Source organism: Streptomyces sp. NPDC059989, from assembly GCF_042736975.1.
In the GTDB taxonomy this organism is placed as follows: domain Bacteria; phylum Actinomycetota; class Actinomycetes; order Streptomycetales; family Streptomycetaceae; genus Streptomyces.
In genome coordinates, this window is sequence record NZ_JBHWUO010000144.1 from 1 (window position 1) to 1,194 (window position 1,194).

1 protein-coding gene is annotated in these 1,194 nt (G+C 67.4%); it reads left to right on the top strand.

The genetic code is table 11. The annotated features are described in order from the left end of the window. The first annotated feature begins 439 nt into the window (after positions 1-439). Positions 440-1,018 (top strand): HD family hydrolase, encoded by a 579-nt coding sequence (locus ACFWBN_RS39980; protein WP_385186750.1) that lies wholly within the window; start codon positions 440-442, stop codon positions 1,016-1,018. Positions 1,019-1,194 lie beyond the last annotated feature (176 nt).

Consider the following 1,194-nt stretch of genomic DNA (forward strand, 5'->3'; position numbering starts at 1 on the left):
GGCGCATCAGATCGCTACGCGCTCCTCATTGCCCGGCGTCCGGCGACCGTCTCGGGCTGATACCCGCACCACATGTTGATCCGAGCAGCCTGGGGAACACACGGGCGCGTCAGATCGCTACGCGCTTCTCAGATCCCGGCGACCGACGGCCTTCCGGGGCTGGGCAGGGGCGGGTTCGACGTCGGTGACGGCGGTGGTGAATTCGCGGCGGGAGGCGTCAGACCACAGCACGGGTACTTTGACCTGACCGTCCACACCCTTTGGGCACTCCTGGCTGCCCGTCCCAGCCTCCTGAAGACGGCCACTTCCACCTCCCGAGACCTGCGGGCCCGGATGCCCGTGCTGTTGGGTGGCACCGAGCCCTCGACCAGAGCGCGTCGCGAGCTCGAAGGCATTCGGTACGCGATCCGCCTTGCTGAGGCGTAAGAAGGAGACAGACGTGGCTGACGACCTGTCCGCGGTGGCCCACTTCCTCTACGAGGCGGGCACGCTCAAGAACGCACGCCGTACGGGCTGGTGGATGGCCGGTGTCAACAACCCCGAGAGCGTCGCCGAGCACTCTTGGCGCACATCGCTGATCGCTTCCGTCATCGCCAAGCTGGAAGGCGCCGACCCGGCCCGCGCCGCCTTCCTCGCCGTGTGGCACGACACCCAGGAAACCCGCAGCGGCGATGTGAACCACCTGGGCAAGAAGTACTCCCCGTCCGCCGACCCCACCGCGATCACAGCGGACCAAACGGCGGGCATGCCCGACCTCCTCGCCGCAACCATCCAAGACCTCGTAGCGGAGTACGAGGCCAAAGAGACACCCGAATCGATCTGCGCCCGAGACGCCGACAAGCTGGAATGCATGCTCCAGGGCATCGAATACAAGGCCCAGGGCTACGCGAACGCACAACGCTGGATCGACAACAGCCGCGGTCGGCTGACCACCGAAACCGCCCAGCGCCTCGCCGACGAACTCCTCGCCCAAGGCACCCTGGACTGGCTCCGCGCAGCCATGGGCGAGCAGCCCTGATCCCCGCCCCAGACCAGCCCTGGAAGGCCGTCGGTCGCCGAGAGAAGGGAAGCGCGTAGCGATCTGACGCGCCCATCCGCTCCCCAGGCCGCTCGGATCAACATGTGGTGCAGGTGTCAGCCCGAGACGGTCGCCGGACGCCGGGCAATGAGGAGCGCGTAGCGATCTGATGCGCT